Origin of the sequence: Klebsiella oxytoca NBRC 105695 (genome assembly GCF_001598695.1) — a bacterium.
GTDB classification, from domain to species: domain Bacteria; phylum Pseudomonadota; class Gammaproteobacteria; order Enterobacterales; family Enterobacteriaceae; genus Klebsiella; species Klebsiella oxytoca.
The window spans coordinates 115439-139578 of sequence record NZ_BCZK01000011.1 but is presented as its reverse complement, the minus strand read 5'-3'; the positions used below and the strand labels follow the sequence as shown (position 1 = coordinate 139578).

The window sequence follows — 24140 nt, the reverse complement described above, 5'->3', positions numbered from 1 at the left end:
GATTGTTATGCATCGTTTTACCCAACTTACGCTGACATCGCTAGTGTGCGCCAGCGCGGCGTTCAGTACATTTAATGCCTGCGCGGATATTGTTATTTCCGGCACCCGTGTGATCTACCCGCAATCAGCCAAAGACGTGACCGTTAAAATGGAAAACCGCGGCACTAAACCGCTACTGGTACAGTCGTGGCTTGATGACGGTCGCGATACCGTTAATCCGCAGGAACTGAAGCTGCCGTTTATCGTCACGCCGCCGGTATCACGTATCGACCCGTCGAAGGGGCAAACCGTGCGTATTACCTGGACCCAGCAGCCTCTGGCGCAGGATCGGGAATCGCTGTTCTGGTTTAACGTCCTTGAAGTCCCGCCAAAAGCGAAAGACGGAGACAGCCAAAACGTATTACAGCTGGCGTTTCGTACCCGCATTAAGATGTTTTTTCGCCCGGATGGTTTGCCGGGAGATCCGGCTATTGCCGCCGGTAATCTTAAATGGTCTCAGCAAGGCACCGCGCTCATTGCCAATAATAGCAGCCCTTATTATGTGTCAATGGCTAAAGCGACCGTTACCGTCAACGGTAAAAAAATAGAGGTCGATTCCCACACTATTCCACCGCTCTCGAATGAAACCATTCCGGTAAAAAATGCGCCAGCGCTGCGAGGCGGAAAAATTGAATACACCGCGATCAATGATTTTGGCGGTACCGAAAAACATCAGGCCGCCATCAATTAATTGTCACCGCTGAAGGATCTCAGCCTTTACAAAGAAATAGGGAACGCATGTTTTTTCGTCGATCATTATTGTGTACCACTATCTATATTGCACTCCAGTCCTCAGTAATGGCGGAAGAAGCTCCTTCAGTTCCAGCAGATGACATTGAATTTAACGATCAGTTTTTATTTAGTACCGGCGACAATATTGACGTCAGCCGCTTTTCTAAAGGTAACCCGGTACCGCCGGGCACCTATAAAACGCAAATCTTGCTAAACAGCAAGCCAAAGATGCTGGTGGATTTTACCTTTAACGATAATGGTACACCCCGGGCTACGCCCTGTTTTACCAGTAAGCTGCTGGCGCAAACAGGCGTTAACACAGAAGGACTGGATCTCGAATCCGCCGCCTGCATCGATATTGCACAACAGTATCCGCAATCCTCATGGAATTATGATATTGGCACCCAGGAGCTGGCGATCTCCATGCCGCAAATCTATGTCCTTAAACGCCCTGATGGCTACGTCGATCCCTCGCTCTGGCAGGACGGAATTACCGCTGCAATGGTCTCTTACGATCTTAACGCCTGGCACTCTGAAAGCGATGGCAGCGGTTCGGATTCGGTTTATGCCGGACTGAAGTACGGGGTCAACATCGGTGCCTGGCACCTGCGCGCCAGGGGAAACGCCAACTGGGATCAGGACAGCGGCAGCGATTACGCAAGCCAGGATATCTATCTGCAGCGTGATATCACCTCATTGCGCTCACAGTTTCTGGTGGGAGATTCCTATACCCGCGGCGATGGCTTCGATTCATTTAGCCTGCGGGGCGTGCGCTTTTACAACGACGATCGCATGCTGCCCGGCGGCGCTTCCACTTACGCGCCTGAGATTCGCGGCGTGGCAAAGAGCAATGCGAAGGTTGTGATTAAGCAAAGCGGCAATAAAATCTATGAAACTACCGTGCCGCCAGGTCCATTTGCCATTACCGATCTTAGCACCACCGGCTATGGTAGCGACCTGAACGTATCGATTGAAGAGGCCGATGGCAGCGTGCGCGTCTTCTCGGTGCCCTACTCTTCGGTTACGCAAATGCTGCGCCCGGGCTATGGTCGCTGGGACATCGGCGCCGGCGAACTGCGCGACAAGAGTTTAAAAGAGAAACCAGGGCTGGGTTACGCCACCGGTTATTACGGTCTGAACAACACCTTCACTGGCTATGTCGGCGTGCAGTATATGGATGTCGGCTATTACGCCGGGTTAGTGGGTATCGCCACCAATACGCCCGTCGGCGCATTCGCATTTGACATTACACACTCCACAACCGCCATTGATGACCTGGATACTCTGACGGGCCAAAGCTATCGCGTGACCTGGAGCAAGCTGATTGAAGAATCCCGCACCTCATTCAATATTGCTGCCTACCGGTTTTCCACTGAAAACTATATGTCGTTACGGGATGCGGCCACGTTAAATGACAACCTCAGGCACAACAACGACGATACGCCGCAAGAATTTACCCGTTTTCAACGGATGAAAAACCAGTTCCAGGTCAACATTAGTCAGCCGGTCTCTCTCTGGAGCAACAGTAACGGCAACCTGTATGTCAGCGGCAGCTGGGAAGATTACTGGAATAAATCCTCCTCGACCTCTCAGTACTCGGTTGGCTATAACGACTCATTTTCATGGGTCAGCTATAGCATTTCAGTCCAGCGTTCCTATAACGAATATGGCGATAAGGACGACAGCGTCTATCTCAACCTGAGCATTCCGCTGGAAAACCTGCTGGGGCGCAATAAGCGGCCGCTCGGTTTTTCTACCGTCAATATGAGCGTCAACAGCGATCTGAAGTCGAACAATAATTTCTCTACCAGCGCCAACGGCAATACCGACGACTATCGCTTCAGCTACAGCCTTAACACCAGCGCCAGCCGGTCAGATGGCTCGTCAATCAACCAGGTTGGCGGTTACGGCAGCTACAGCAGCCCGTGGGGGCCCTTAAGCCTGTCGGCTTCAGCTTCCGATGATGCCAGCCGCCAGTACTCCATGAGCTACAGCGGCGGCATGCTGCTGCATTCCGGCGGCCTGACTCTGGCCCCCAACAGCATCGGCGATACCGATACCCTGGCGCTGGTGCACGCTGCGGGAGCCAAAGGCGCTCGTTTAACCAATGGAGACGGGCAAATCAACGGTTCGGGATACGCCATCCAGCCCTATTTATCGGCTTACCGTGAGAACAACGTCGGCCTCAATATCGACACCATGGAAGAGGATGTGGAGGTAAAAAACACCAGCACGGTCGTTGTTCCCCGCAGCGGTGCCGTTGTTCGGGTCGATTTTGAGACCGATGAAGGGCGCTCGCTGTTACTTGAACTACAGCGTTCCGACAACGGATTTATCCCGCTCGGCGCGGATGTGCAAAATGAACGGGGCAAATCTATCGGTACCGTCGGACAGGCGGGAATGGCCTATATCCGCGGCGTCACCGAGAGCGGAAAGCTGCGGGTTATCTGGGGAAGCGGAAGCGGGAACCGTTGCACCGTGAACTACCGGCTCTCTGACGGTGGGGAGGATAAGAAAATTGGCCTTACCCGTCTGCTAAATAACCAACGTTGCCAGATGTAATGGCATTATTTTTACAGGGAATAGAATGAAGATAATGAGTCTGAAACAACTTTATCTGGTGGGCTGTAGCGGCATTTTGTTCGCCACTGCGTTACCGGGGCAGGCAGCCTCGCTGGATGTCACCTTTACCGCCAACCTGCGCGAAACTACCTGCGATATGGCCATTGAGGGCGGCAGCGGTGATGGCAAAAACAACACCATCCCTATCGGTACGAATGGCGTTGTGAGCCTGGATAAAATCATCAGCGGCGACAGCGCAGCGCAGGCAACCTTTAAGTTGAAAATCACCGAATGCCCCGAAAGCCTGCAATCGCTTAAAACCACCATCAGCGGGACGAAATCAGGGTACAAAGAAACCGTGATAATAAATGGCGCGACAACGGCGGATGCCGCTGACTCTCTTGGGATCGCCATCGCCAGAGCGTCAGCAACCGATGCGCCTTTCATTATTAATGCCGGTGCGGACGATGGGCGTCTGATATGGACCAGCCAGGAGATAAAAAATAAAGAAGTGCCGCTAGTCGCGACGCTGGTTGAAACGCAAGCAGGCCAGGGCGCTACGGGGACTTTTAGCGCGCTGGCTACTTTCAATTTCACCTATGAATAATCATCAGAAAAGGAACCTCTTGATGAAAAAAATCTCTTTTCTGGGCGGTGCTATCGTCACATTACTCTTTTCTGCGCCCTCTTTCGCCGCGATAACCGGAACCAGTAGCGTTTCGGCTACTTTTACATCCACTATTGAAGCCGGTACCTGTACGGCGCAGATCCAGAACGCCAGCGGTCAGCCCGTAAGTACGCTCGATTTCGGCGATGTCTTTAAATCTGACCTGGTCAAACAAAGTCGCAGCGAACCGTTCAAAGTGGCCTTCACCGATTGTGCAGGCGTAAAGTCTGCTAAATATCAGGTTATTCCCGGAAGCGGCGGCGGCTGCTCGGGCCCCAGTTCTAACGGCGACTCGTTTGCCGGAGGCAACTCTACGGGTTTTGAAGTGTGGCAAGGAGAATCAGGAACCGGAACGTTACTGAGCTGCAATACCAAACCTTCGCAAACGCTCGCCATCAGCGGCAGTTCGCTCAACGTCGATTTTTCTTCACGCATCGTTATCGCAAAAGACAGAAAAATCGCCAACGTGACAGCGGGTAGCGTCAGCTCGCCTGTGACGTTTGTTATCACCTATCAGTAAGTAAGAGGAACAGAACCGCTATGTCATTCTGTATCCGTATTATTGCCCCAATAGGGAAGGCATTGTTGGCTATGGGAATGACTGGCGGTCTGTGCATAGCTTCTTGTTTTGCTGATGGAAATAACGAAGGACTGGACGTCACTCTGCAGGCCAATATTGTGGAGAATACCTGCCAGATTTCACTTTCCGATAATGGGACAGTGCATTTACCCATTGTTTCCCGCAGTTGGTTTTATAACAACGACGGCACCCCTCGTTTGCAGCCTGACGACGCCGCCAGCGGTACGCTCTTTAGCGTAAATGTTGAAAGCTGCTCAGGCGATGGCGCAACGGTCAATACCATGACCTTTAGTTTCCAACCGCAAAACGGGATCTGGCCTGCGGAAAGCCAGCAGGTATTTATTAATGAAACACCGGCGACGGCAGGCGGAGCGGAAAACGTGGGAATTGTTATTTTTTCTTCCCGCGATAACCGTAACGTTGTGAATAGCGACGGCAGCTCCGCTGTCGCTTTCGATGTCTCAAAAGCGGAAAGCTATTTAACCAGCTACGATTTTTATGCCCGCTATCAGAGCACCGGTACGGTAAGCGCTGGAAAAGTGACCAGCCACGTTTTAGTGGATGCGATATACAATTAATATGCTACAGGATGTAGACAAAATGCTGAAAAAAACAAAGCCAGGAACCCTATGTATATCCACCCTCACTACAGTAATAGCTTTATGCATCTTATTCTGTAGCCAGCCCGCCCAGGCGGCTATAGAGTGCCGTTTTAACAGCGGCAAAGGTGGTAGCACAACGCTGGTTAACGGAAGTTATAAAGAAATCAGGCTACCCACGCCAACCAGTGGCCAATCTCATATGATAGCCCAATTTGACACAAAGCTAACCCCGACAATTACAGGAGATTGTAGCGCAGGTAATGATGGCGAAGACTTGTGGGCTAAAACCTCGCCAAATATAACAGGACAGGGACTGTATAATTTTGCCTCTTTTCTCACTAATATTCCAGGCATTGAGTACCAGGTGCGAATAAATACAACTACCGGCTCCGGAAACATGTTTGCGCAAAACACACAAGACTTTCAAATAATTTCTTATAACGATGGGTATGAAGATAACTGGGATGAAAAAACATTTAAAGCTACAATTTACGTCTACCTAAAAGAGTCATTTAATGGCAATCCGCAAAAATTAACCTATTTAAAACCCCAGGCGGGCTTACTAGGCTGGGCGAGTCTCGGCGTTCCCTCGGATAGCAACAATCAGCCTTATGCCTTTTATGTCACGGAAGATACCTTCTCCATTCCTCTGGTTTTACCAACCTGCAGTGTGATGGCGCTTGGCGACGGAGGTACTAATGTTGCCATGGGGGATTATTTCATATCAGACTTAAAAAATGGCAATACCACTAAAGATGTGCCTTTTAACATTGATGTCAGCGACTGTACCAGCGTGGCAAAATTCACGACAAAAATGACCACCCTCAAGACAACGGGAAGTGGGGCGGATCTGCTGGGTAATACCCTGAATACAAACGCGGCTACCGGTATTGGCGTAAAAATTCTTTACAATAAAACGACTCAACTTATTCCCAACAACGCCAATTCTAATTACGTGGTAAGCGACAACACCATTCCAGGCAGCAAAACTTTCAACTTTATCGCCCGTATGGAAAGAGATGGTAACCCGCTTGTTGTTGGTCAATTTAAAGCAACTGCCGTTTTTAACATGACCTATGACTGAGATTACCCCTGCGGCTGATTGCTAATCAGCCGCGACATCGTCTCCAGCGAATCCGTTCTGAGAATATATAGCCTTTTTAATAAGAACGGATTGTCGCCCGGCTTTACCTTACCTCTCACGGTAGTCACCGCCAGATGAAAACCGGCGTCGTTCGCCGCCTGAACCGCCTTAGCGTTATAGCCGCCAAACGGATAAGAAAGATAGAGCACGTGGGGATTAAACTGCGCCAGCGCCCGCCGCGAGTGTTCAAAATCAAACAGAATATTGTGATAGCTGCGGCTGAGCAGAATCGGATGACGCCGGGCATCAACCCGATGCAGGAAATGGGTATGCGACTGCACGTCGAAGACATCCTGAATCTGTTTTAACTCGGAAATGCTCATAAACTGCAGCGAGTTCGGCGCCCATTTCTGGGGATGGCGCTTGATGCGCGATGAAATAATAAAAGCCGTAGCGTGAAAGCCATATTGCTTAAGAATCGGGTACGCATAGCGGTTGACCGATTTCAGACCATCGTCAAAAGTGATCACCACCGAACGCGCCGGAAGATTCACTTTATTACGCAGATAACCTTCCAGTTGATACATGCTCAGCGTGGCATAGCCCTGGTCGCGTAGCCAGGTCATCTGGTTGCTGAAGGCGCGAACGGAAGTCGTGGTCGAGGTATGACGAAACCGGGTGTTTTCTTCGTCACGCAGAATATGGTGATAAGTGAGTATGGGGATGCCGTTATCTTCCTGCGCATCCAGACTGCTCACCCACGCCAGGCGGTTACCGATGCGTATCTGAAACCAGGTTTGATTCAACCGATCCCGGAGCTTGCTGATAATCGGATAGCGCAAATTATTCGCCAGGGTGCCGAACGGCGCGCTGCCAGCGGAGGGGCCATCATAGACGGGCGTATCTTTCCAGGTAATGAGATTCTGGTTGCTCAGAGGCTTATGCAGGTCGCCGAGGCTATCCTCAACCCGCTGCTTGCCCTGCACTGGCCCTAGGTGGCCTTTATCGATAAAGCCGGTCGCAAAGCCAAAATTAAACTCGTAGTAATCGGCTGCGGTCGGCACTACCGCCAGTATTTGCCCTGCCCGTACGTTGCCGACGCTCACCACCTGGTTGCCAACCTGCGCCCAGATATCCGCATCTTCGGTCGTTTGCATATAGCGCGCGGGGGTGTCCTGCTGGCTTAACAGGCTGGCGGAAGCGCTGCACGCCGTAAGCAGAAGGAGTAAAACAAACATTCGGGCAAGCATGCGCATTGAACCGGTAGACAAAAACTGCCGTCATTGTAACAAAAGCGCGATCAATACCAATGCTTAATTCCCGTACGGCTCATGCAGCAGCCGGAAGGGTGGATTCTTTTGCTGCTGATGCCAGAGACTGCTCACCGCCGGGCCTCCGGCGCTGACAATGGCGTGTCGGAAGGCTTCGCTGCTCAGGTTCTGGCGCAGCAAATACATACTTTCCAGTAATGAATAGTCGATCCCGGAAATCACTTCACAGTGGGTGTGCTTATGGCTCATCAGCGCCGCCACGCGATAAGGCGCCGCGCCGGATTTATCGGTCAGGAAAATAACGCCTTCGCCGCTGTCCGTCTCATGTAGCGCATCGCACATCATACGGCTCAGCATATTGCTGCTGAGATTGCGCCAGTAGTTGACCGCCCGGCACTGCGTCAACGGCCCAAACTTTTTCTCCAGACGATCCAGCATCTCCTGCGCCAGTTCATCATGGCAGGTAATCACCCAACCTAACATCGCCTACCTCCTTAGCAGGCAAACAATTTAGCAAGGCAAGTGATGAATATCGGTGATGGCAATCAAATTGTTGGCTGGCGCTTTGCCTCAGTGAGCAGCAAAGCGCCATCGGTGGTTAAATTAGCTGCGCAGCCCGCGTCCGCGCTGGATCAGATACCAGCACAGGAGATAAAACGCGACGATAAACACGACCAGCACGCCGAAGGTCGTCGCCAGCGGAACATCGTTAATTCCGAGGAAGCCGTAGCGGAAGCCGCTGATCATATAGACGATCGGATTGAGATGCGACAGCCCTTGCCAGAAGGGCGGCAGCAGGGTCAGGGAATAAAAAACCCCGCCAAGGTAGGTCAACGGCGTCAGCACGAAGGTCGGAATAAGGCTGATATCGTCAAAGGTTTTAGCAAACACCGCGTTCAGCAGGCCGGCCAGCGAGAATAGCACGGCGGTCAGTATCAGGGTCAGAGCGACAAATACCCACGAGTGGACCTGGAACGGAACGAAAAATAGCGAAATCGCCGTCACCAGAATCCCGACGCACAGACCGCGGGCAACTCCGCCGCCCACATAGCCGGCGATCACCACGTGCGTGGGGACCGGCGCGACCAGCAGTTCTTCAATATTGCGCTGGAATTTGGCGCTGAAGAAAGAGGACGCCACGTTGGCATAGGCGTTGGTGATCACCGCCATCATGATCAGACCCGGCACGATAAATTGCATATAGGTAAAACCGTGCATCTCACCGATGCGCGAACCGATCAGATTGCCAAAAATGACAAAGTAGAGGGTCATGGTTATCACCGGCGGCACCAGCGTCTGGACCCAGATACGCATAAACCGATGGATCTCTTTGGTCCAGATGCTTTTCAGCGCGACCCAATAAAGCTGCATCATGCTGATTCTCCTTTCCGGTCATGCACCAGCGTGACAAACAGCTCTTCAAGCCGGTTTGCTTTGTTACGCATACTTAATACCTGTATTCCCTGCGCGCTCAGCTGAGTGAACACGCTGTTAATCCCCTGCTCGCGCAGCACTTCTACCTCCAGAGTCGACGTATCGACCAGACGATACTGATAGCCTTCCAGCACCGGCAGCGGGCTTTTGGGAGCCAGGTCGAGAATAAAAGTTTCTGATTTCAGCTTGGCCAGCAGCGCTTTCATCGATGTGTTTTCCACCAGCTCGCCGCGCTGAATAATGCCGATATTGCGGCACAGCATTTCGGCCTCTTCCAGATAGTGGGTAGTCAGGATAATCGTCGTGCCTTTATCGTTGAGATCTTTCAAAAATCCCCACATCGAGCGACGAAGCTCAATATCCACTCCCGCCGTGGGCTCATCGAGGATCAGCAGCTTCGGTTCATGCATCAACGCGCGGGCGATCATCAGGCGGCGCTTCATGCCGCCGGAGAGCATCCGCGCGCGCTCGTTGCGCTTTTCCCATAGGTCGAGCTGTTTGAGGTACTTTTCACTGCGGACAATCGCTTCTTTGCGCTCAACGCCATAGTAGCCCGCCTGGTTGACCACAATCTGCTGCACGGTTTCAAACGGGTTGAAGTTGAACTCCTGCGGCACCAGACCGAGCTGGCGTTTGGCGTTCACCACATCCTTTTGCAGATCGTAGCCAAAAACATTCACCTCGCCGGAGGTTTTATTTACCAGCGAACTGATGATGCCGATAGTGGTCGATTTCCCCGCGCCGTTAGGCCCCAGGAGCGCGTAAAAATCGCCCGCTTCGACCTGCAGATCGATTCCGCGCAGCGCCTGAACTCCACCGGGGTAGGTTTTCTTGAGCTGTTTTAGTTCCAGAGCAATGGTCATTAAAGGTCTCTTCTCGTGTCGCGACACGCGATGGGTTGTTTTAAAAAATGTGAGGTTACCCTATATTAGCGCAACGCACTTACTTGGTTACAGGCCCGTAAACATCCATGAACGATATAGATACACTCATCAGCAACAATGCACTATGGTCAAAAATGCTGGTGGAGGAAGACCCCGGTTTCTTTGAGAAGCTGGCACAAGCGCAAAAACCGCGCTTTCTGTGGATTGGATGTTCCGATAGCCGCGTCCCCGCCGAACGTTTGACCGGCCTGGAACCCGGCGAGCTGTTTGTACACCGTAACGTTGCAAACCTGGTGATTCATACCGACCTGAACTGTCTTTCCGTGGTGCAGTACGCGGTTGATGTACTGGAAGTCGAGCACATCATCATCTGCGGCCACTACGGCTGCGGCGGCGTGCAGGCGGCAATTGAAAATACCGAGCTTGGCCTGATCGACAACTGGCTGCTGCATATCCGCGATATCTGGTTTAAGCACAGCTCATTACTGGGTGAGATGCCCGAAGAGCGTCGCCTTGATACGCTGTGTGAATTGAATGTGATGGAGCAGGTTTACAACCTGGGTCACTCAACGATTATGCAGTCGGCGTGGAAGCGCGGACAGAAAGTGACCATCCACGGCTGGGCTTACGGCATTCACGACGGCATGTTACGCGACCTTGACGTGACCGCCGTCAGCCGCGAAACGCTGGAACAGCGCTATCGCCAGGGTATTTCCAACCTTAAAAGCAAGCACGTCAATCACAAGTAATTCACGCGCTCCTCTTAATTATTATCCCGGGCCGCCGGGATAGATAATCCGCTTTATTCGTCGAGCAGGGTCACTTTGCCGATATAGGGCAGGTGACGGTAGCGCTGAGCATAGTCAATGCCGTAGCCCACGACGAATTCATCCGGGATCGCAAAACCGACGAACTCTACCGGCACGTTAACTTCACGACGGCTTGGCTTATCGAGCAGGGTACAAATCGCCAGGGATTTAGGTTCACGTAGGCTAAGAATTTCACGCACTTTTGACAGTGTGTTGCCGGAGTCAATGATGTCTTCCACGATCAGCACATCTTTACCGCGGATGTCTTCATCCAGATCTTTGAGGATTTTGACGTCGCGGGTGGTGGACATGCCGCTGCCGTAGCTGGATGCGGTCATGAAATCGACTTCATGGGGTACCTGAACTTCACGGCACAGGTCGGCCATAAACATAAATGAACCGCGCAATAGCCCCACCAGCACCATTTCGCTGCCGCTATCCTGGTAATGTTCATTAATTTGACGACCGAGCTCAGCAATACGGGCTTTGATCTCAGTTTCCGGGATCATCACTTCTACAGTATGTTTCATAAAACTAACCATTTGATTCTTAATGTAAATCATCAATGCCGCTGCGATTGCACCGACGTTGACCGGCAAGCCACGCAGTATACCAGCAAAAAGAAATATGCGATGCAGTGATTAATAAAGCCCATTTTGTGATTCCGATCACACTTGTTAAATCCTATAATTAATTGCAGGTAAAAAATTAACAATCAAACGAGTGTCTTTCTATGGCAGAAACAAAATCTCAACAATCACGGCTACTCGTGACGCTGACGGCTCTTTTTGCAGCGTTCTGTGGCCTCTATCTTTTAGCGGGCGGAGCCTGGCTGGTCGCCCTCGGCGGCTCCTGGTACTACCCTATCGCAGGTCTGGTGATGCTGGGCGTCACCGTCCTCCTGTTCCGCGGTAAGCGCTCTGCGCTTTGGCTTTACGCCGCGCTGCTGCTTGCCACGATGATTTGGGGCGTCTGGGAGGTTGGTTTTGACTTCTGGGCGCTGACCCCACGCAGCGACATTCTGGTCTTCTTCGGCATCTGGCTGATTCTTCCTTTTGTCTGGCGTCGCCTGCCGATTCCCTCCGCTGGCGCCGTTGCCGGGCTGGTCGTCGCCCTGCTGATTAGCGGCGGCATCCTCACCTGGGCCGGCTTCAACGACCCGCAGGAAGTCAACGGTACGCTGAGAGCGGATGCAACGCCAGCAGCGCCTATTTCCGACGTTGCCGATGGCGACTGGTCGGCGTATGGCCGTAATCAGGAAGGACAGCGTTACTCGCCGCTGAAGCAGATCAACGCCGATAACGTGAAGAATCTGAAAGAAGCCTGGGTCTTCCGTACGGGCGATCTCAAGCAGCCTAACGATCCGGGCGAAATTACCAACGAAGTTACGCCGATTAAAGTGGGCGACACGCTCTATCTGTGTACTGCCCACCAGCGCCTGTTCGCGCTTGATGCGGCCACCGGTAAAGAAAAATGGCATTTCGATCCGCAGCTCAACGCCGATCCCTCTTTCCAGCACGTGACCTGCCGCGGCGTTTCATATCATGAAGCCAGAGCGGACAATGCGCCGGCAGATGTGGTTGCCGACTGCCCGCGCCGTATCATTCTACCGGTCAACGATGGCCGCCTGTTCGCCATCAATGCCGAAACCGGTAAGCTGTGTGAATCCTTTGCTAATAAAGGCATTCTCAATCTGCAAACCAACATGCCTGTCACTACGCCGGGTATGTACGAACCGACTTCACCGCCGATTATTACTGATAAAACGATCGTTATCGCCGGCGCCGTGACCGATAACTTCTCGACCCGCGAGCCGTCTGGCGTTATCCGCGGCTTTGATGTGAATACCGGTAAGCTGCTATGGGCCTTTGATCCGGGTGCGAAAGATCCCAACGCGATTCCGAGTGATGAACATCATTTCACACTGAATTCACCTAACTCCTGGGCGCCAGCCGCCTATGACGCGAAGCTGGATTTGGTCTACCTGCCTATGGGCGTGACCACCCCGGATATCTGGGGCGGCAACCGTACGCCAGAACAGGAACGCTATGCCAGCTCCATCGTGGCGCTAAACGCCACCACCGGTAAACTGGCGTGGAGCTACCAGACCGTGCACCACGATCTGTGGGATATGGATATGCCGTCGCAGCCGACGCTGGCGGACATCGACGTCAACGGTAAAACCGTACCGGTAATTTACGCTCCGGCAAAAACCGGTAATATTTTTGTCCTCGATCGCCGTAACGGTGAGCTGGTTGTCCCGGCACCGGAAAAACCGGTTCCGCAAGGGGCGGCGAAAGGTGACTACGTCTCAAAAACTCAGCCTTTCTCCGATCTGAGCTTCCGCCCGAAAAAAGACCTGAGCGGCGCGGATATGTGGGGCGCCACCATGTTTGACCAGCTGGTGTGCCGGGTTATCTTCCATCAGCTGCGCTATGAAGGCATCTTCACCCCGCCGTCAGAACAAGGAACTCTGGTGTTCCCGGGTAACCTGGGGATGTTCGAATGGGGCGGTATCTCCGTCGATCCGAACCGCCAGGTGGCGATTGCTAACCCAATGGCGCTGCCGTTTGTGTCAAAACTGATCCCGCGCGGCCCCGGCAACCCGATGGAACAGCCGAAAGACGCCAAAGGTTCCGGTACTGAAGCCGGTATTCAGCCACAGTACGGCGTTCCTTACGGCGTTACGCTAAACCCGTTCCTGTCACCGTTTGGTCTGCCTTGCAAACAGCCGGCCTGGGGCTATATCTCCGCGCTGGATTTAAAAACCAACGAAGTGGTGTGGAAAAAACGTATCGGTACCCCGCAGGATAGCCTGCCGTTCCCGATGCCGATTAAACTTCCGTTCACCATGGGTATGCCGATGCTGGGCGGCCCTATTTCTACGGCAGGCAATGTGCTGTTTATCGGCGCGACCGCAGATAACTACCTGCGCGCGTACAATATGAGCAACGGTGAAAAATTATGGCAGGCCCGTCTGCCGGCGGGCGGCCAGGCGACGCCGATGACCTATGAAGTGAATGGCAAGCAGTACGTTGTCATCTCTGCGGGCGGTCACGGTTCGTTTGGCACGAAGATGGGCGACTATATCGTCGCTTACGCTCTGCCGGACGACGCGAAGTAATTCCGCTTTGCCTTCTGAGCCCCTTCCCTTGTCTTAGAGACAGGAAATAAAAAAACGCCCTTTACGGGCGTTTTTTTCAGTCGAGACCAGAGTTACTTCGCGAACTGCAGGGAAAGCAAAGAGGCTTTTGCCGCTTCCTGATACTGTTCAACTAAATCTTTGGTCATATTAAACGTCATCTGCACCGCCTTATTATCCTGCGATGTGATTAACATCATATTGAGAATTTCAGTATCCGCAGCCTGCGAATAGAAGGTGAGTAACCACCCCTTATGACCATCAACGGTAACGGCCTCGGCCTGCGGTTTTAAACTCTCCAGCATCTTAAGCATCATCTCTTTAAATGCATCGAGCTTCTCCGCTGGTAACGGATTGCGCCCTGCGGTAACCCCCAGCGATGCTTTGCCTTTCTCATCGCCATAAATGACCTGTGGACGGTTTTCGGAAGGGTATTTGAGCTTTGCCATCTCTTCAGACATTGGCGTCAGCCCCTCGGGGATTTCAACACTAAGCTTTAAATCGGGTATGTCCTTACGTTCCATCGTCATCCCGGCATGTGCGGAAAGCGTAACAAATAGCGCCAGCGATGCGGCAATCACTTTGCGGTAAATATCCATTTCAACCTCGTTGATTATTAAGCAATCGCGACAGTATATGCGTGATTTTATAAATCAACACCCTCGGTAAGGACTTTAAGAAAAGTGCCCGCCCGCCGCGCAGGGCGAACGAGCAGGAAACGTCCTCAGGCAGTCGTAAAGGCCAACATCATTCCCGTATCTTCATGTTCCAGCAGATGGCAGTGCGCCATATAGGCAAACTCCTTCGGGGCATCATGGTCAAATTTCACCAGTACTTCACTCACTGCGCCTTCCACCCGAACGGTGTCTTTCCAGCCGCTGCGATGCGCTGCAGGCGCCTTGCCGTTTTCAGATAAAATACGGAACTGGGTACCGTGGATATGAAACGGATGCAGCATCATGTCGCCCTTACCGGAAATCACCCACCGCTCATACTGCCCTTTCGCCGCCGCAAATATGGGGACATTCATATCAAATGCTTTCCCGTTGATGCGGTTAGCGTTATGGAAATCAAAATCCTTATTACCGTGCTTCATCTGCGTCATGCCGCCATGATTCATATGTTCCATGTCGCCGTGGTTCATAGTGTTCATATTCCCCATCTCGCCATGGTTCATCATCGCGCCGTGGTCCATTCCGGACATCGCCTGATCGCCGTATTTTTGCATCAGCGCCTGCATGCCCATCATATCAAGCATCGGATCCATAGAGAGCTGCAGCGTACGCTGGGTTAGCCCTTGTAAGGAAGGTAGCGCTGGCATGGCGGCAAGGACATCCGGCAGCTTACCGGAAGCCGGAATCGTCAGCGGCTGAACGCGTAATACTGGCTGCGGTTTATCGAATGGCGTAATAGCCATACCCATCTGACTCACCGGCAGCGTTATCAGATCAAAGGGTTTACCGTCCGTCGTATCCACCAGCACTTCAAACCGTTCCCCCATCAGCACCGGCAGCTCGTTAACTTTTACCGGCTCAGCAAGCAGACCGCCATCGCTTGCCACGACGTACATGGGCCGCTTATCGCTGGTAGAGAAATTTAAAGAACGCGCGTTGCAGCCGTTAAGCAGACGCAAACGCAGCCAGCCGCGAGGAGCGGCATGCTCCGGATAAAGCGCGCCGTTGGTCAGCAGCGTATCGCCAAACCAGCCAACGGCGGCGCTCATGATATCGAGCTGGTAGTCAATCTGGCCTTCCTGGGTGAATTTCTTATCCTGCACGATCACCGGCACATCATCGATTCCCCACTGCTTTGGCAAGAGCAGCTTTTCACTTTCTGCATCAGAAATGAGCACCAGACCGGCCAGCCCCATCGCCACCTGTCTGCCGGTTTTTCCGTGTTGGTGAGGGTGGAACCAACAGGTCGCCGCCCGCTGCGTTGGCGTAAACGTCACGGTACGGGAACCTCCTGCGGGAATCACCCCCTGAGGGCCACCGTCAACGACGCCGGAAACCTCCAGACCGTGCCAGTGCACGGTAGTCTCCTCCGCCAGACGATTATGAATATCGATGGTTGCCGCCTCGCCTTGCTTAAGCTGCAGGGCCGGCCCCAGCAGGCTACCGTTGTAGCCCCAGGTCGTCGCCAGGTGAGAGCCGAACTGCGTTTTTCCGGCCTGAATGGTTAAGGAGATGCGATTGCGCGCGTCAGCCATCAGCAGTTCCGGCACGGGCAAAGAGGGACGACCGGCAGCCAAAACCGCGCGGCTCCAGAGCGGCAATGCGCTGGCTACGCTGACCGCAGCGGTTAATTTAAGAAATTCACGACGTTGCATTTTTCACATCCTTTTATTCTGCAGGTGAATAAATGAGCTTAAACCCTCCACCAACGGGAAGGTCAAGCGGAAGAGTAAGAATAAAGCTCAGCGTAGTGTAAAGAAGTATGCTAACTTTGTTTGTCAGTGATTCAATGGTAGAAAAAATGAAAACGCTTTTCAGAACAATAGTGCTTGGCAGCCTGCTTACTCTCTCCGCCAATAGCTATGCATTAAGCGAGTCCGAAGCGGAAGATATGGCTGATTTGACGGCGGTATTCGTCTTTCTGAAGAACGATTGCGGTTATCAAAATCTGCCTAACACGCAGATTCGTCGCGCTCTGGTGTTCTTTGCTCAGCAGAACCAGTGGGATTTAAGCAACTACGACAGCTTCAATATGAAAGCCCTGGGCGAGGATAGCTATCGGGATCTCAGCGGAATCAAAATTCCTACCACCAAAAAATGTAAAGCGCTGGCTCGTGACTCGCTAAGCCTGCTCGCCTACGTGAAATAATCACGCTTCTGATTTAACAAGTTTAATAGCCGTTTAAATACGGCTATTGCGTTATTAGTAATAGCAATTCACTTTACAGCGACGACTAATTCATATCTCAATTCAAAAACCTCACCGATAATTCATTAAGTGTTTAACTAATTAATAAAATTAATACTAATAAACTCTAAAAAAAACAGCAGCCATATTATTGCAATCTCCTTTTTTGCACATTATTATCGCCCGATAACGACCCTTTTTATCAATGGAATGAAACCTTGAACATATCCTTATTTACCCGCATAGCACCTCTGGCCGTCATTTTATTAGTAGGTTGTCAATCAACACAATCCCGACAATCCGCCAGATTAATGAAACCTTTACCTGACGCGACATTAAATCAACAGCAAACTGAACAGCAGAGAATTGCCGAGGAGCAAGCGCGCATTGAGACTTGCCGTAAAGCGCTGGAGTCACTGAAAGAGGTGAATCCAAAGCAGGCAGCTAAATTAGGGAATGATTTCACCGCCCTGCTCAACGCCGCATCTCAATATAATTCTGTGCGCAGCAAAGTTGCAGAGCCAACTAAACAGGGTATCGACTCCATGTACCAGTTCAAATCAATCAAGCTATGCGCGGATATTGAAAAGGAACTGATCGATAGTCTGGTTAAACGCGGTGAAAATGTTCAGCCATGAACGGAAAAATAGCTATTAACTTCAATTCGATATCGCTGGCAGCAGCGCTTGTGCTGGCGCTGTCGCCATCACCCGACGCTCGCGCGGAAAAAGAGGCGCTGATACATGTTACGGCAAATTCGAATAGTGACGCGTCAGGGCCGGCATTCTTAAATTACGCTAAAGAGCAGCAGGCTCAGAAAGATCGCGCGCCTGCGAAGTCCGTTGAAGAAAAAAACGCTATTACGCAAACAACGAATAAAAAAAACGAACAGAAAGTCACTGAAGTTTCACGCCAGGCTGCAATAATTGCTCAAAAAGATAAAATCATTCGGCAACTTCGACAACAGCTTTCAGCAAAGCCAGCTACGGTTTATGCCGTACAGGACAATCAAAAAGATCTGACGGATAAAATTCGCCAGCTTGAGAAAGCATTAACGGTTGCCGTAGCAGAAAAACAACGCTTAATAGACAAAGAGCTCTCCGCCGCCGCTGAAATGAAACAGAAACTGGGGCAGCTCAATGCCACGGAAAATAAAATTCTGCTACAGGAAAAAAAGCTAGCTTCTGCGGAATCAGCGAAACAAAAGCTTGAATCACTGCTAACGGAAGCCGCCGCTGAAAAGCAAACGCTGTTAAAGAAGCTCGCGGCTGAGGAAAAACAACCGCAAGATATCGCCTCTAAGCTTGCTGCCGCTGCATCAGACAAGCAAGCGCTCGCTGCAAAGCTCGTCGCCGCAGAAACCGCACAGCGGGAACTCAAAACAAAACTGGATGCGGGAGAAACCGGCCGGCAAGCGCTGGCGGCGAAACTTGCTGCCGCAGTAGCGGAAAAGCAGGATTTGGCGGTAAAACTGGCGGCCACGGGGGTAGAAAACCGGGCGCTCACGGCAAAACTGGACTCCTTCACCATCAGCAGGCAGCAGTCAGCGCCTCAGGAAAATGCGGTCAGCCCGCAGGCAGATGAAAACAACGCCCTGCTGCAGGCCAGCGCTGATGAGATAAGCCAGCTAAAGGCCCGGCTTGCTGATGCCGAGACGAAATCAGGTAAAAACCCGGCGGCTATCGATCTTACCAGAGAGCCTCAGCAGCAGGCTTACTCTGTCGGCGTATCGATGGGCGAGGAGGCGCTAAAAGTGTTGTCCACCCGCAGTTCACAGGGCATAAAAATCAGTAAAGATACCGTTCTGCAGGGCATTCTGGATTCCTTTTCAGGGAAAATCGCCCTCGACGAGAAAGCGCGCAATAAGGCTCTGTTCGATGTGTCGAAAAAGGTCTTTCAGCATCTGCATAAGATAGAACAGCAGATGGTTAACGAAGGGAAAAAATACCAACAAAAATTCGCGAAACAAAAAGGTGTGGTATTTAAAGATGGGATATACAGCCGTATCGACTATGCCGGCGAAGGTAAGATCCTCGACAGCGATACCGTCACCGTAACCATCAAGGAGACGCTAATTGATGGAACCGTTATTAACGACATGGAAGCGGAAGGCAAAGTCTGGTCTCAGACCCTAAAATCCTATCCTCCTGTCTTCCTCGGGCCAATAAAGCGCCTGGGGAACCACGGTTCTATTACGGTGGTTATCCCTCCTGAACTCGCCTATGGTAGCGAAGGCCGGCCACCCAAAATCCCGCCCGGAGCGACCATGGTGTATTCAGTCAGAATCGTAGACGCCACGGCGGCACAGCCCCAGGCTAAAAACCCCTGATCCTCACGCCTCCTGACAGGGAGGCGTGTTTCCCTTTTCTTGAAAGGTTATGCCCCACGCTTCATTTGCTGAAATATCCACCGTGCATCATCTTCTATAGTTGGCTATGATGTTGCGCTCATTTTTAATGGGTGTAACAGGTGTTAACAAAGGAGGATCTGCCCGTGGCCGATAGCAATCTGTGGCATGAAACGCTGCACGACCATTTTGGTCAGTATTTCAGCGTTGATAACGTACTGTATCATGAGAAAACCGATCATCAGGATTTAATCATATTCGAAAACGCTGCCTTTGGCCGCGTGATGGCGCTGGATGGCGTAGTGCAAACCACCGAACGTGATGAGTTTATCTATCATGAAATGATGACCCATGTTCCTTTGATGGCCCACGGCCAGGCGAAACATGTATTAATCATCGGCGGCGGCGATGGCGCAATGCTGCGCGAAGTCTCCCGTCATCGCAACATCGAAACCATCACTATGGTTGAAATTGACGCGGGCGTAGTTTCATTCTGCCGCCAGTATCTCCCTAATCATAATGCTGGCGCGTACGATGACCCGCGCTTTACGCTGGTTATTGACGATGGCGTCAATTTTGTTAATCAAACCGCGCAAACGTTTGACGTCATTATCTCCGACTGCACCGATCCTATCGGTCCCGGCGAGAGCCTGTTCACTTCCGCCTTTTACGAAGGCTGCAAACGCTGCCTCAATCCAGGAGGAATCTTCGTTGCTCAGAACGGCGTTAGTTTCCTGCAGCAGGATGAAGCCGTCGATAGCCATCGTAAGCTCAGCCATTACTTTGGTGATGTAAGCTTCTATCAGGCGGCGATCCCAACCTATTACGGCGGCATCATGACCTTCGCGTGGGCCACGGACAATGAAGCCCTGCGCCATCTTACCAGTGAAATTATCCAGGCCCGTTTTCACAAGTCAAACCTGAAGTGTCGCTATTACAACCCGGCAATTCACGCGGCGGCATTTGCTTTACCGCAATATTTACTGGATGCGCTATCCACCGTTAAGTAAGGGGGTGATCTAAATTGAAAAAATTGAAGCTGCACGGCTTTAACAATCTGACCAAAAGCCTGAGTTTTTGCATTTATGATATCTGCTACGCAAAAACGGCAGAGGAGCGCGATGGCTACATCGCCTATATTGATGAACTCTATAACGCCAACCGCCTGACGGAAATTTTGTCGGAGACCTGTTCGATTATCGGCGCCAATATTCTTAACATTGCCCGTCAGGATTATGAACCTCAGGGCGCCAGCGTGACTATTCTGGTCAGCGAAGAGCCGATCGACCCGCAGCTCATCGATCAGACGGAACACCCGGGTCCACTACCGGAAACCGTCGTGGCGCATCTCGATAAAAGCCATATTTGCGTTCACACCTACCCGGAAAGCCATCCTGAAGGCGGGCTGTGCACCTTCCGCGCCGATATTGAAGTCTCAACCTGCGGAGTCATTTCGCCGCTGAAAGCCCTGAACTATCTGATTCACCAGCTTGAATCCGATATCGTCACCATCGATTACCGCGTTCGCGGCTTCACCCGTGATGTGAACGGTATGAAGCACTTCATCGATCATGAAATCAACTCCATTCAAAACTTCATGTCCGAGGATATTAAATCTTTGTATGACATGGTGGACGTGAACGTTTATCAGGAAAATATTTTCCATACCAAGATGTTGCTGAAGGAGTTTGACCTTAAGCACTACATGTTTCACACCAGGCCGGAAGATTTAACGGAAGAAGAGCGCAGGGTCATCACCGATCGGCTCTGGAAAGAGATGCGCGAAATTTACTACGCAAGAAATATTCCGGCGGTGTAACGCCCGGCGGAGCACGGAGGCTCCGCCAGACTTAGCGCTGCTGCATAAACTCCCGGTAGGCAGCAACGACCTGCAAAAAATCTTCAACGCCGCAGAGCGAGAGGCTTTCTTCGTCATAGTAGCTCATCCCCTCTTCTATCTCATCGCCGGAAAAATCCAGCTGATTAGCGCGGATCATCACTTCTTCGCCATCCAGCCATAGCGTGTATTCATGGCCGGCACGTTGCCAGGAACGTTCGCTGCCTTTAATGGTACGCGCAGCCTGCTCTACTTCATCCAGCAGGGCAAGGTTGCCTTTAACCTCCTCGTTGAACCAGTGGCCGAGCGCCTCATGGTCCATCGACATTCGCACCTTTACCACTCCGGTAATATCGCGCAGAAATTCGTAATCCATAGTCTTTTCCTCTGCAAGGGCAGTGCGTCACCGCTGCACTGTACCCATAACGTCATTATCGCAGCAGTCAGAGAGAAAAAAAGCGTCGCTGACGGAGGGATTGGAAATAAAAATGCCCGGTGATGCAATGTTCACCGGGCATTGAAGGGATTATGTACAACGCTGACTTATTGCGTTATACCGCGGTCTGGAAAATCACCCCATCAGCCTTCTCAGTATACTGACCCAGCTGATCGAAGTTCAGGTAGCGGTAGGTATCCGCCGCGGTTTTATCCACCTGAGCAACGTAGGTCTGATACTCTTCCGGTGTCGGTAGCTTACCAATCAGCGCCGCAACGGCCGCCAGCTCCGCAGAAGCCAGGAAGACGTTAGCGCCGGTACCTAAACGGTTCGGGAAGTTACGGGTTGAGGTTGAAACCACCGTCGCACCGTCGGCAACGCGCGCCTGGTTACCCATACACAGGGAGCAGCCAGGAATTTCAATACGCGCACCGCTCTTACCGAACACGCTGTAGTAGCCTTCTTCAGTCAGCTGCGCAGCATCCATACGGGTTGGCGGCGCCACCCACAGGCGAGTCGGCAGTTGGCCTTTGTGGCTGTCCAGCAGCTTACCGGCCGCGCGGAAGTGGCCAATGTTGGTCATGCAGGAACCGATAAAGACTTCATCGATCTTCTCACCCTGCACGTCGGACAGCAGACGCGCATCGTCCGGATCGTTCGGCGCGCAGAGGATAGGCTCTTTGATATCGGCCAGATCGATCTCGATCACCGCCGCATATTCTGCATCCGCATCGCCTTCCAGCAGCTGCGGATCGGCCAGCCATTTTTCCATGCCCTGAACGCGACGCTCCAGCGTACGACGATCGCCGTAACCTTCGGCGATCATCCACTTCAGCAGGACGATATTGGAGGTCAGATATTCAACAATCGGCTCTTTGTTCAGCTTGATGGTACAGCCGGCAGCAGAACGCTCGGCGGAGGCATCGGTCAGCTCAAACGCCTGCTCGACCTTCAGATCCGGCAGACCTTCAATTTCCAGAATGCGGCCAGAGAAGATGTTTTTCTTCCCTTTCTTCTCAACGGTCAGCAGACCTTGTTTGATTGCGTACAGCGGGATCGCATGCACCAGATCGCGCAGAGTGATACCCGGCTGCATTTTGCCTTTAAAGCGAACCAGTACTGATTCCGGCATATCCAGCGGCATAACGCCGGTTGCTGCGGCAAACGCCACCAGACCGGAGCCCGCAGGGAAAGAGATACCAATCGGGAAACGGGTATGCGAGTCACCGCCGGTGCCCACGGTATCCGGCAGCAGCATACGGTTCAGCCAGGAGTGGATAACGCCATCGCCCGGACGCAGCGATACGCCGCCGCGGTTCATAATGAAGTCCGGCAGCGTATGGTGCGTTGTCACGTCAACCGGCTTCGGATACGCAGCGGTGTGGCAGAAGGACTGCATCACCAGGTCGGCAGAGAAGCCCAGACAGGCCAGGTCTTTCAGCTCATCACGGGTCATTGGCCCAGTGGTGTCCTGAGAGCCTACGGAGGTCATCTTCGGTTCGCAATAAGCGCCCGGACGGACGCCGGCAACGCCGCAGGCGCGGCCAACCATTTTCTGCGCCAGCGAGTATCCGCGGCTGCTTTCCGCTACATCTTTCGCCTGACGGAAAACATCGCTGTGCGGCAGACCCAGCGCTTCACGCGCTTTGGTGGTCAGGCCGCGACCGATAATCAGCGGAATACGGCCACCGGCGCGGACTTCGTCGATCAGCACGTCGGTTTTCAGTTCGAAGTTCGCCAGCAGCTCGCCGGTTTCGTGGTTACGCACTTCGCCTTTGAACGGATAAACGTCGATGACGTCGCCCATATTCAGGCGGTTTACGTCAACTTCAATCGGCAGCGCGCCAGCATCTTCCATGGTGTTGAAGAAGATAGGCGCAATTTTGCCGCCGAGAACCAGACCGCCGCCGCGTTTGTTCGGCACGTTCGGAATATCGTCGCCCATAAACCACAGCACCGAGTTGGTGGCGGATTTACGCGATGAACCGGTACCAACGACATCACCAACGTAGGCCAGCGGGAAGCCTTTTTGCTGCAGGGCTTCAATTTGCTTAATCGGGCCAACGACGCCAGGCTGATCCGGGTCGATACCTTCACGGGCGTTTTTCAGCATCGCCAGCGCGTGCAGCGGGATATCCGGACGGGACCAGGCATCAGGAGCCGGGGACAGGTCATCAGTATTGGTTTCACCGGTCACTTTAAAAACGGTCACGGTGATTTTATCGGCCAGCTGAGGACGGCTCAGGAACCACTCAGCGTCTGCCCAGGATTGCATCACCTGTTTGGCATATGCGTTGCCCGCTTTGGCTTTCTCTTCTACGTCGTAGAAATTATCAAACATCAGCAGGGTGTGGGACAGCGCTTTGGCGGCAATCGGCGCCAGCTTTGCGTCGTCGAGCGCGTCAATCAGGGGATGAATATTGTAACCGCCCTGCATGGTGCCCAGCAGTTCGATAGCTTTTTCAGGGGTAACCAGTGGGGAGGTCGCTTCGCCTTTAGCGATCGCGGCAAGGAATCCGGCTTTAACATAGGCGGCTTCGTCGACGCCTGGCGGTACGCGGTTAATTAACAGGTCTAACAGGAATTCTTCTTCACCCGCAGGCGGGTTTTTCAGCAGTTCTACCAGCGCGGCCATTTGGGTTGCATCTAAGGGTTTGGCAACAATCCCCTCGGCGGCACGCTCAGCTACGTGCTTACGGTATTCTTCTAGCACGACGGTTCTCCTCGCTCTCATTGTAAAATGCGGTAGGCGATTCTCTTCACGCTCCTGTGAGACAGCAGTTTGTAGGGTAAATGCCCGATACCGCGTCGGCAGCATAGCAGGATTTTGGCGGGGTGTTAATCTGTTTACA

Annotated in this window: 22 protein-coding genes; 13 read left to right on the top strand and 9 right to left on the bottom strand. The window is 52.4% G+C overall.

Going from position 1 to position 24140, the window contains the following annotated elements; translation table 11 throughout:
• Positions 1-7: 7 nt before the first annotated feature.
• Genes KO1_RS19075 through KO1_RS28790 form a run of 6 tightly spaced genes read left to right on the top strand, consistent with a single transcriptional unit; the run spans position 8 to position 6266 of the window.
• Positions 8-730, top strand: a complete 723-nt coding sequence (locus KO1_RS19075) for a fimbrial chaperone (protein ID WP_004108016.1) — start codon at positions 8-10, stop codon at positions 728-730.
• Between the two features lie 47 nt (positions 731-777).
• Positions 778-3333 carry an outer membrane usher protein gene (locus tag KO1_RS19070; RefSeq protein ID WP_004108017.1) on the top strand — a complete coding sequence of 852 codons (2556 nt, stop codon included), beginning with the start codon at positions 778-780 and terminating at the stop codon, positions 3331-3333.
• A gap of 25 nt (positions 3334-3358) precedes the next feature.
• Positions 3359-3940, top strand: a complete 582-nt coding sequence (locus KO1_RS19065; protein WP_004108019.1) for a fimbrial protein — start codon at positions 3359-3361, stop codon at positions 3938-3940.
• A gap of 22 nt (positions 3941-3962) precedes the next feature.
• The gene (locus KO1_RS19060) at positions 3963-4520 is read left to right on the top strand and encodes a fimbrial protein (RefSeq protein ID WP_004108021.1); all 558 of its coding nucleotides are present in this window, start codon (positions 3963-3965) and stop codon (positions 4518-4520) included.
• A gap of 20 nt (positions 4521-4540) precedes the next feature.
• On the top strand, positions 4541-5158 hold the full coding sequence (locus KO1_RS19055) for a fimbrial-like protein (RefSeq protein WP_004108023.1): 618 nt from the start codon (positions 4541-4543) through the stop codon (positions 5156-5158).
• Between the two features lie 22 nt (positions 5159-5180).
• On the top strand, positions 5181-6266 hold the full coding sequence (locus KO1_RS28790) for a fimbrial protein (RefSeq protein WP_004108026.1): 1086 nt from the start codon (positions 5181-5183) through the stop codon (positions 6264-6266).
• A gap of 2 nt (positions 6267-6268) precedes the next feature.
• On the opposite strand, the gene KO1_RS19045 is transcribed toward KO1_RS28790, so the two are convergent.
• From KO1_RS19045 to KO1_RS19030, 4 genes are all read right to left on the bottom strand, one after another.
• Positions 6269-7522 carry a polysaccharide deacetylase family protein gene (locus tag KO1_RS19045; protein WP_024273734.1) on the bottom strand — a complete coding sequence of 418 codons (1254 nt, stop codon included), beginning with the start codon at positions 7520-7522 and terminating at the stop codon, positions 6269-6271.
• A gap of 57 nt (positions 7523-7579) precedes the next feature.
• Complete coding sequence (locus KO1_RS19040) at positions 7580-8020, bottom strand: PTS sugar transporter subunit IIA (RefSeq protein WP_004108031.1); 441 nt, start codon at positions 8018-8020, stop codon at positions 7580-7582.
• A 120-nt stretch (positions 8021-8140) separates the two neighbouring features.
• Entirely contained in the window at positions 8141-8911 is a 771-nt protein-coding gene (locus KO1_RS19035; protein WP_004108033.1) for an ABC transporter permease, read from the bottom strand.
• Complete coding sequence (locus tag KO1_RS19030) at positions 8908-9834, bottom strand: ABC transporter ATP-binding protein (protein ID WP_004108035.1); 927 nt, start codon at positions 9832-9834, stop codon at positions 8908-8910. Before KO1_RS19030 ends, KO1_RS19035 begins: the two co-directional genes overlap by 4 nt.
• A 107-nt stretch (positions 9835-9941) precedes the next feature.
• Between KO1_RS19030 and can the strand changes: the two genes are divergently transcribed.
• Complete coding sequence (can, locus tag KO1_RS19025) at positions 9942-10604, top strand: carbonate dehydratase (RefSeq protein ID WP_004108036.1); 663 nt, start codon at positions 9942-9944, stop codon at positions 10602-10604.
• 53 nt (positions 10605-10657) lie between these two features.
• Here can and hpt read toward each other — a convergent pair whose 3' ends face one another.
• On the bottom strand, positions 10658-11194 hold the full coding sequence (gene hpt, locus KO1_RS19020; RefSeq protein WP_023322073.1) for a hypoxanthine phosphoribosyltransferase: 537 nt from the start codon (positions 11192-11194) through the stop codon (positions 10658-10660).
• 203 nt (positions 11195-11397) lie between these two features.
• On the opposite strand from hpt, the gene KO1_RS19015 reads away from it, so the two are divergent.
• The gene (locus tag KO1_RS19015; protein ID WP_004108050.1) at positions 11398-13788 is read left to right on the top strand and encodes a glucose/quinate/shikimate family membrane-bound PQQ-dependent dehydrogenase; all 2391 of its coding nucleotides are present in this window, start codon (positions 11398-11400) and stop codon (positions 13786-13788) included.
• A 92-nt stretch (positions 13789-13880) separates the two neighbouring features.
• Here the strand turns inward: KO1_RS19015 and KO1_RS19010 are convergent, their stop codons facing one another.
• The gene (locus KO1_RS19010) at positions 13881-14405 is read right to left on the bottom strand and encodes a DcrB/PsbP domain-containing protein (RefSeq protein WP_004108052.1); all 525 of its coding nucleotides are present in this window, start codon (positions 14403-14405) and stop codon (positions 13881-13883) included.
• A gap of 125 nt (positions 14406-14530) precedes the next feature.
• The gene (gene cueO / locus KO1_RS19005) at positions 14531-16135 is read right to left on the bottom strand and encodes a multicopper oxidase CueO (protein WP_024273733.1); all 1605 of its coding nucleotides are present in this window, start codon (positions 16133-16135) and stop codon (positions 14531-14533) included.
• Between the two features lie 146 nt (positions 16136-16281).
• Here cueO and KO1_RS19000 point away from each other — a divergent pair, with 146 nt between their 5' ends.
• From KO1_RS19000 to speD, 5 genes are all read left to right on the top strand, one after another.
• Positions 16282-16629 (top strand): YacC family pilotin-like protein, encoded by a 348-nt coding sequence (locus KO1_RS19000; RefSeq protein ID WP_004872121.1) that lies wholly within the window; start codon positions 16282-16284, stop codon positions 16627-16629.
• A gap of 257 nt (positions 16630-16886) precedes the next feature.
• A complete protein-coding gene (locus KO1_RS18995) occupies positions 16887-17306 on the top strand; it encodes a YuaE family lipoprotein (protein WP_024273732.1) in 420 nt (139 codons plus the stop codon).
• Complete coding sequence (locus KO1_RS18990; RefSeq protein ID WP_024273731.1) at positions 17303-18997, top strand: FKBP-type peptidyl-prolyl cis-trans isomerase N-terminal domain-containing protein; 1695 nt, start codon at positions 17303-17305, stop codon at positions 18995-18997. The genes KO1_RS18995 and KO1_RS18990 overlap by 4 nt, the downstream gene beginning before the upstream one ends.
• A 164-nt stretch (positions 18998-19161) precedes the next feature.
• A complete protein-coding gene (gene speE / locus KO1_RS18985) occupies positions 19162-20025 on the top strand; it encodes a polyamine aminopropyltransferase (RefSeq protein WP_024273730.1) in 864 nt (287 codons plus the stop codon).
• A 14-nt stretch (positions 20026-20039) separates the two neighbouring features.
• Positions 20040-20834, top strand: a complete 795-nt coding sequence (gene speD / locus KO1_RS18980; RefSeq protein ID WP_004108061.1) for an adenosylmethionine decarboxylase — start codon at positions 20040-20042, stop codon at positions 20832-20834.
• 31 nt (positions 20835-20865) lie between these two features.
• Here speD and yacL read toward each other — a convergent pair whose 3' ends face one another.
• The gene (yacL, locus tag KO1_RS18975; protein WP_004108063.1) at positions 20866-21228 is read right to left on the bottom strand and encodes a protein YacL; all 363 of its coding nucleotides are present in this window, start codon (positions 21226-21228) and stop codon (positions 20866-20868) included.
• A 175-nt stretch (positions 21229-21403) separates the two neighbouring features.
• Positions 21404-24001 carry a bifunctional aconitate hydratase 2/2-methylisocitrate dehydratase gene (gene acnB, locus KO1_RS18970; protein ID WP_004108065.1) on the bottom strand — a complete coding sequence of 866 codons (2598 nt, stop codon included), beginning with the start codon at positions 23999-24001 and terminating at the stop codon, positions 21404-21406.
• Between the last annotated feature and the right edge of the window lie 139 nt (positions 24002-24140).